Source organism: Dactylosporangium sp. NPDC005572 (genome assembly GCF_040605515.1).
GTDB lineage: Bacteria > Actinomycetota > Actinomycetes > Mycobacteriales > Micromonosporaceae > Dactylosporangium.
In genome coordinates this window covers 1-7,881 of sequence record NZ_JBEXCY010000342.1, presented here as the reverse complement: position 1 = coordinate 7,881, position 7,881 = coordinate 1, and the positions used below count along the sequence as shown (strand labels likewise).

Below are 7,881 nucleotides of genomic sequence, written 5' to 3'. Positions count from 1 at the left end.
CGACGACGCCGCGCCCGAGGCCCGGGCCGCCGCGCTCGGCGACGTGGTGCGGCAGGAGGGGCACTCCGGGCGGTTCCCGCTGCTCGTCGTCGCGCCGCTGGTCACCGACCGGCAGGTGCTCGGCGTGGTGTCGTTCGCGTTCGCCGCGCGCCGGCCGGTCGCCGCCGACGAGGTCGACCTGATGCGCACCGTCGGCCGGCAGGCCGGGCAGGCGCTCGACCGGGCCTACCTGCACGAGGAGACCGCCCGGCGGGCCTGGCAGGCCGGTTTCCTGGCCGGGCTGAGCCGCAGCCTCGACGAGACCACCGGCCTGGCCGAGCGCGCCCGGCGGCTGGTCGACCTGCTGGTGCCGCAGCTCGCGCGGTACGCCCAGGTGAACCTCGACCTCGCCGGCGAGCCCGGCCTGCGGGTGGCCGGCCCCGGCAGCGGGTCGGCGCCCTGGGCGATCCCGCACGACGTGCTCATGGCCGTGCAGGCGATGGGCCGCGCCGGCGGCGCGGTGGCGCCGGTACCGCTGCTGCCGCCGGACGGCCGCCGCGCCGTCGTCCTCCCGCTGCGTGCCCGCAACGCCGTCCTCGGCACGCTGCTGCTCGTCTCCTCGCCGGTGACCGACACCGCCGGCCCGGACTTCCTCGTCGACCTGGCCGACCGTGCCGGCATGACGCTCGACAACGCCCGACTCGCCGAGCGCGACCGGGAGGTGGCCCACACCATGCAGCAGAGCCTGCTCACCCCCGACTGGCCGACCGACGCACGCTTCCGGGTGGCGACCGTGTACCGCCCGGCGGTGCAGTCCCTCGAGGTCGGCGGGGACTGGTACGACATCTTCGCCATCTCCGCGGAGCGCGTCGGCATCGTCGTCGGCGACGTCGTGGGCCGCGGCCTGCACGCCGCGAGCGCGATGGGGCAGCTGCGCAGTGCCGTGCGGGCGCTCGCCTCGACCCAGGGCGGCCCGGCCGAGGTGCTGCGGCACATGGACGCGTTCGTCACCACCTTCGAGGGCGGCCGGATGACCACGCTCGCCTACGCCGAGCTGGCGCTGGACAGCGGGCTGCTGCGGTACGCCTGCGCGGGCCACCCGCCGCCGCTGCTGCTGCGGCCGGGGGAGGAGCCGGGCTTCCTGTGGGACGCGCGCTCCGGGCCGATCGGGACCACCGCCGGCAGCCGCCTGCGCACCGAGGCGGCGCTCACCGTGCCGCGCGGGTCGCGCCTGCTGCTGTACACCGACGGGCTGGTCGAGCGGCGCGGCGAGCGCATCCAGGACGGGCTGGACCGCCTCGCCGCGCTGGCCGGCGAGCGCCGCGACGCGGACCTGGACGAGCTCACCGGGCAGGTGAGCGATGCGTTGGTACCGTCGGAGGGCGGACACGACGACATGTGCCTGCTGGCGGTGGAGTTCCACGACGCCCCGCGCTTCCACGCCGTCGTGCCCGCGCGGATGCCGGAGCTGTCCGGCATGCGCGGCGAGCTGGACCGCTGGCTCGCCGGGCAGGGCGTCGCGGAGTACGAGCGCCTGCGCGTCGTCCTCGCCGCGTCCGAGGCCGTCGCCAACGCCATCGCCCACGCCTACGACCACGACCCCACCCGGCACGTGACCGTCGCCGTCTCGGTCGACGCCGGCGCCGTGACCGTCCGCGTCGCCGACACCGGCCGGTGGCGCCCGCCGCGCACCACGACCGGCCGCGGCCACGGGATGGTGCTCATCGGCCGCATGATGGACGACCTGGTGATCGACCGCGGCGCGGGCGGCACGACGGTCCTCATGCGCCGGCGGATCGGGGGGATGTCGTGACGGGCGGTCCGCGGCGGCAGGTGCGGGTGTACACCGACCGCGGCTGCGAGGTCGTCCAGCTGCTCGGCGAGATCGACAACGCGAGCGCCGGGCTCGTCGAGCGCGACGTGCTGCTCAGCGTCCGCGCGACCACCGGGGTCGTCGTCGACCTGACCCCGACCACGTTCCTCGACAGCGCCGGCCTGCGCTGCCTGGACCGGCTGGTGATCGCGTTCACCAACCGGGGCGCGCCCGTGCGCATCGCGGCGCCGCCGGACGGCATGGTGCGCTTCACCCTCGACCTGGTCGGGATGCTGCCCGAGCTGCTCGCCGAGAACGTCGACGAGGCCCTGGACGAGATGACCGGCTGAGCGGGCCCACTACCCTGGCAGGTGTGACCCCCACCGAGGCGGCCGCCGAGCCGCGCCGCCGCGACGCGGCCGCGACCCGGCAGGCGCTGCTGCGCGCCGCCCGGCGCCGCTTCGCCGGGACGGGCTACGCCGCCACCACCGTGCGCGAGGTCGCCGACGAGGCCGGGGTCAACGTCGCGCTCATCAGCCGGTACTTCGAGTCGAAGGAGGGCCTCTTCGCCGCCTGCCTCGCCGACGCCGTCGAGGAGCTTCGCCGCACCACCGGCGAGATCACCTTCGCCGAGGTGCCGGAGGCGATCGCCGCCCAGATCGCCGGGACCGGCGCCGACGGCCGCCCGAACGAGGTGCTCATGCTGCTGCTGCGCTCCTCCGGCGACGAGCGCGCCGACGCCATCCGCCGCCGGGTCCTGCGCTCCTACGCCGAGCGCCTGGTGGCCGCGTCCGGTGGCGACCCGGGCGACGACGAGGCCGTGCTGCGCGGCGAGGTCGTCCTGGCCGCCTCCATGGGCGTCGTGATGCTCCGCTCGTCGGGCCTGGAGCCCCTGGTCTCGGCCGGCGCCGAGGACCTCGTCGGCCCGCTGCGCGACCTGGTCGGCGCGCTGCTCACCCGCGGGCCGGGCGGATGACCTGGCTGAAGCTCGTCGCGTTCGGCGTGCTGGCCGGCGGCGCCGCGGTCGGCATGTTCCTGCTCCGCCTGGTGCCGAACCTGTTCGTGGCCGCAGTGGCCACGCTGCCCGCGTTCGGTGCCTGGGTCTACTTCGACAGCGACCGGGAGTACGCCCGCGGCGTCCACGGCATGATGACCGTCCGGACCTGCGAGAAGGCCGCCGAGCAGTGGCGGTGCGACGGCCCGTTCCTCGCCGACGACGGCCGCCTCGCCGTCGACCGGGTCGAGGTGATGCTCGACGACCGCCCCGGCGAAGTGGTCGAGGGCTGGGTCCGGGGCGCCGACGAGGACCAGCTCAGGCCCACCGTGCACGGCTGGGGCCCGCGCTGGGAGCTGGTGTCGCGCTGGGTCGCGATCGTGGTGGCGGTGGTGGCCGGGCTCATCGCGGCCGGAATGGCGGCGTGGAAGGGATTCAAGGCGGGCCGGTGGGTGTGGGACGAGCTGTGCCTCCATCTGTGATCGTCGTCGGCGGCACCGGCTTCTACGGGCGGTACCTGGTGGCCGACCTGCTGCGGTACACGGGCGCGGACGTGGTCGTCGTCGCGCGGCGCCCGGCCCGGCCGGCGTTCGCCGATCCGCGGGTCCGGGTCGTGGCGGGCGACCACGCGGACGTGCCCGCGCTGCGGCGCGTCGCCGCGGGCGCGGCGGCGCTCGTGCACTGCGCCGGGCCGTACCAGACGCTGCCCCTCGGCCCCGCCGTGGCCGCGATCGAGGCGGGCGTGCCCTACGTGGACCTCGCCGAGGACGGGCCGTTCCGGCAGGCGGTGCTGGAGCGGGCCGCGACCGCCACCGCGCCGGTGCTCACCGGCGCCTCCGTCGTCCCGGGCCTCCAGGTGATCGCCGTGCAGGACCTGGCCGAGGGGCTCGACCGCGTCGACGAGGTCCGCTGCGCCGCCGCCCCCGACACCCGCAAGCACCGGGGCCCGGCGATGTTCGAGGCGATGCTCCGCGGCGTCGGCGTGCCGTTCGACGCGCCGCGCGGCGGCCGGCCGGTGCGCGTGCACGGCTGGTCGGAGGGGGAGTGGGTGCCGTTCCCGCCGCCGGTCGGCCGTCGGCTGGTCCACCAGGTGTACGCGATGGCCGACCTCACCGAGCTCGCCGCGCGCTTCGGGGCCGGCACGATCAGCTTCAAGGCCGGCACCGAGCACGCCTGGCTCAACCGGCTGCTCGGCGCCGCCGCCACCGTCCGGGCCCGCACCGGGCGCCCTCGCCGCGCCGAGCGGTTCACGGCGGTGGTCCGCGCCATGTCGTGGCTGGCCGGCCGGTTCGGCGACGAGGCCGGCGGGTTCCTGGTCGAGGTGGCCGACCGGCGCGACGGCCGCCCGGTGCGCCGCGCGCTGGGCATGACCGCGGCCCGCGACGGCGGCCGGATGCCGTCGCTGCTGGCCGGCATCGCGGTCGAGGAGATCCTGGCCGGTCGGCTGTCGGCGCCCGGCGAGGTGCCGCTGGACGGCTGGCTGCCGCCGCCGCGGGCCTGGGCCGCCCTGACGGCCCGCGGCCTCGACCTGTGGCGCGCCGACGCCTTCCCCGGCACCTGGGCACCGGCCCGTCACTGGTAGACGTCGGGGACGCCGTCGCCGTCCACGTCGGTCTCCTCCGCCTCCAGGATGCGGCGGTAGTGGCGGTTGCGGGCCCGCAGCAGCAGCGCGGCGAGCACGGCGGCGACGAGCGAGCCCCCGAGGATGCCGGCCTTCGCCGCCGAGTCCTCGGGTGAGCCGGCGCCGAAGGCCAGCTCGGAGACCAGCAGGGACACCGTGAACCCGACGCCGCCCAGCAGGGCGAGGCCGATCACGTCGAGCCAGCCCAGGCCCTCGGCCAGGCGGGCCCGGGTCAGCCGGACCACCAGCCAGGTGGTGCCGGCCACGCCGACCGTCTTGCCCAGCACCAGGCCCGCCGCCACGCCCAGCGTGATCGGGCCGGTGATCCCGAGCGCCGAGCCGGTGACCGTGACGCCCGCGGCGAAGAACGCGAACACCGGCACGGCCACCCCGGCCGACAGCGGGCGCAGCCGGTGCTCGAACCGTTCCGAGGTGCTGGTGGGCACCGTGAAGGCCAGCAGGACGCCGGCCACGGTGGCGTGGATGCCGGAGGCGTGGACCAGCGCCCAGGTCGCGAACGCGAGCGGGACCAGCAGCCACGGCGCCGTCCGGCCGCGCTGCACCAGCACCGCGAACCCGGCCAGCGGCAGCACCGCGAGCAGCAGCGGCAGCCAGGCCAGCGACCCGGTGAAGACCACGGCGATGACGACGATCGCGAGCAGGTCGTCCACGACCGCCAGGGTGAGCAGGAACGTGCGCAGGGCGGCCGGCAGGTGGGTGTTGATCACGCCGAGGACGGCCAGGGCGAACGCGATGTCGGTGGCCATCGGCACCGCCCAGCCGGCCGGCGCGCCGCCCGGGGCGGCGTTGATCGCGAGATACACGAGGGCCGGGACCACCATGCCGCCGACCGCGGCGGCCACCGGGAGCAGCGCCCGGCGCGGGTCGCGCAGGTCACCGGCGACGAACTCCCGCTTGAGCTCCAGGCCGGCGACGAAGAAGAACACGGCGAGCAGGCCGTCGGCGGCCCACTCGCCGAGCGTCAGGTCGAGGTGCCCCGCCGGTATCCCGACGTGCACCTCGGACAGCGCGTAATAGGCGCCGGACCACGGCGAGTTGGCCCAGAAGAGCGCGACCGCGGCAGCCACCAGCAGGAGCAGTCCGCCGATCGTCTCGGTGCGCAGGACGTCGCCGATCCGGCGGACCTCGGCCCACGTGCCGCGCTCGAACGGACGGTACAACGCTGGCCTCCGGGAGGGCACGACGGCAGAATCGCCGACCAGGCTTCCCGGCACACCGCCCCGCACCCTACCCCATGCGGATTGCCCGCGATCGGCGCCACGTGGCGAACGGCCCGGTCCCTCCCGGTTGATGATCATTGGTAGCATCGGGCCGCATGTGGCGGACCGGCGAGACCATCCTCGATCTCTACGAGGTGCTCGAGGTCATCCGCAGCGGTGGGATGGGCCTGGTGTACCGCGTCCGCCACCACGGCTGGGGCGTCGACCTCGCCGTGAAGACCCCGCGCCCCGGGCTGGCCGACACCGCCGACGGGCGGGAGCTGTTCCAGGCCGAGGCCGAGTCGTGGGTCGCCCTCGGCGTGCACCCGCACATCGTCAACTGCGCGTACGTGCGCCGCGTCGGCGACGTCCCGGCGGTCTTCGCCGAGTGGGTCGACGGCGGCAGCCTGTCCGGCCTCGTGCGCGGCGGCAGCCTGTACGCGAACGGCGACGGGCAGCGCCGGGCCCTCGACATCGCCGTGCAGGGCGCCTGGGGTCTCGCCCACGCCCACGCGCACGACCTCGTCCACCAGGACGTCAAGCCGGCCAACGTCATGCTCACCGCCGACGGCACCGCCAAGATCACCGACTTCGGGCTGGCCAAGGCCCGGGTGGCGGCGGGCGAGCGGCCGGACGGCGCAGGCCCGGAGGCGAGCGTCCTGGTGACGTACGGCGGGATGACCCCGGCCTACTGCTCACCCGAGCAGGCGGCCGGCGGGCGGATGCGGCTGTCCCGCGCGACCGACGTCTGGTCGTGGGGGCTCAGCGTGCTGGAGCTGTTCGCCGGCCAGCTGGTCACGCGGGTCGGCGCCGTCGCCGGCGAGGCGTTCGAGGAGCTGCTCGCCGACGGCGGGCGCGACCTCGCGCTGCCGCTCCCGGACGGGCTCGTGCCGCTGCTGCGGGAGTGCTTCCAGCGCGACCCGGCCGCCCGCCCGCGCATGGCCGACCTCGCCGACCGCCTCGCGGCCGTCTACACGGACACCACCGGCGAGGCGTACCCGCGCACCCCGCCCGCCGAGGCCGCCCTGCGCGCCGACGGGCTGTCCAACCGGGCGTTGTCGATGCTCGATCTCGGCCACACCGCGGCCGCCGAGGAGCTCTGGGACCAGGCGCTGCGGGCCGACCCGCACCATGTCCACACCGTCCACAACCGCGGCCTGTACCGCTGGCGCGCCGGCCGGATCGCCGACGCGCAGCTGCTCACCGAGCTGCAGGAGGCCGGCGCCGCCGAGTCGGTGGCGCTCGTCGAACGGGAGCGCGGCGCGCCCGGCGCGAGCGCGACCCTGCGCGGCCACCGGACGGTGGCGGCGGTGGCGATCAGCCGCGACGGCCGGCTCGCGGCCACCGGCGGCGTCGAGAACACGAACCCGCCGCCGCTCGACAGCGAGGGCGGTGCGGTACGGCTGTGGGACGTCGCCGGCGAGCGCTCGATGCTGCTGCCCGGGCACGCCCGCCGGTGCAACGCGCTCGCGTTCAGCGGCGACGCGCGGCTGCTCGCCTCGGCCGGCGACGACCGCCTCGTGCTCGTCTGGGACACCACCGGCGCTCCGCTGCACCGGCTGGAGCACCCGAGCGAGCCGCGCTCGGTCGCGCTCACGGCCGACGGCGCCCTGCTCGTGTCGACCACCATGAGCGGCGGCGTGTACCTCTGGTCGACCGCCGACGGCCGGCTCGTGCACCGCCTCCAGCAGGACGGCACCCGGCAGTACGAGCGGGGCACGGCCACCTTCAGCACCGACGACCGGCACGTCGTGGCCTGGTCGCCGACCCAGGCCCGGCTGCGCGTGTGGGAGACCGCCGGCGGCATCCTCGTGCGCTCCGGCCCGCTGCCCAGCCGGTCGACCGCGCTGCTCACCCCGCACGCGGCGATCGTCGTGACCGACGGGGAGATGCTCCAGCTCGACCCGGTCTCCGGCGCGACGCGGCGCACCTGGCCCCGGCCGGGCGGGTGGCCCACCGTCGCCGAGCCCGCCGCGCTCGACGCCGGCGGCCGCTGGCTGCTGCGGCCGGACGGCAGCACGGTCGAGGTGTGGGACCTGGCCGCGGGCCGCTGCCTGCGGACCCTGAGCGGGCACGACAACCCCGTGCAGGGTGCGGCGATCGACGCCGCCGGCCGCCTCGCCATCTCCGGAGGATGGGACGGTACCGCCCGGCTTTGGCGCCTCACCCCGCCCGGGCCGCCGGCACCGTGGAGCTACGCCCGGCCCCGCGACGCCGCGGAGCTGCACCTCGCCGCCGACTGGTCCGCGCACCG

Annotated in this window: 7 protein-coding genes; 6 read left to right on the top strand and 1 reads right to left on the bottom strand. The window is 76.6% G+C overall.

Annotation, left to right across the window (positions count from 1 at the left end; all coding sequences use genetic code 11):
* The 5 genes from ABZS66_RS59120 to ABZS66_RS59100 form a co-directional block, all read left to right on the top strand.
* Positions 1–1,792 (top strand): SpoIIE family protein phosphatase (locus tag ABZS66_RS59120; protein ID WP_354773373.1); only part of this gene is annotated, 1,792 nt, incomplete at its 5' end.
* On the top strand, positions 1,789–2,142 hold the full coding sequence (locus ABZS66_RS59115; RefSeq protein WP_354773371.1) for an STAS domain-containing protein: 354 nt from the start codon (positions 1,789–1,791) through the stop codon (positions 2,140–2,142). The genes ABZS66_RS59120 and ABZS66_RS59115, both read left to right, overlap by 4 nt.
* 23 nt (positions 2,143–2,165) lie before the next feature.
* Complete coding sequence (locus ABZS66_RS59110) at positions 2,166–2,768, top strand: TetR family transcriptional regulator (RefSeq protein ID WP_354773369.1); 603 nt, start codon at positions 2,166–2,168, stop codon at positions 2,766–2,768.
* Positions 2,765–3,268 (top strand): hypothetical protein, encoded by a 504-nt coding sequence (locus ABZS66_RS59105; protein WP_354773367.1) that lies wholly within the window; start codon positions 2,765–2,767, stop codon positions 3,266–3,268. Before ABZS66_RS59110 ends, ABZS66_RS59105 begins: the two co-directional genes overlap by 4 nt.
* Positions 3,253–4,368: an NAD(P)H-binding protein gene (locus tag ABZS66_RS59100; protein ID WP_354773365.1), complete on the top strand. Its 1,116-nt coding sequence runs from the start codon at positions 3,253–3,255 to the stop codon at positions 4,366–4,368. Before ABZS66_RS59105 ends, ABZS66_RS59100 begins: the two co-directional genes overlap by 16 nt.
* Here the strand turns inward: ABZS66_RS59100 and nhaA are convergent.
* Positions 4,359–5,588: a Na+/H+ antiporter NhaA gene (gene nhaA / locus ABZS66_RS59095; RefSeq protein ID WP_354773363.1), complete on the bottom strand. Its 1,230-nt coding sequence runs from the start codon at positions 5,586–5,588 to the stop codon at positions 4,359–4,361. The genes ABZS66_RS59100 and nhaA overlap by 10 nt on opposite strands.
* A 155-nt stretch (positions 5,589–5,743) precedes the next feature.
* Here nhaA and ABZS66_RS59090 point away from each other — a divergent pair.
* On the top strand, positions 5,744–7,881 hold a 2,138-nt coding region (locus ABZS66_RS59090; RefSeq protein ID WP_354773361.1), incomplete at its 3' end, for a protein kinase.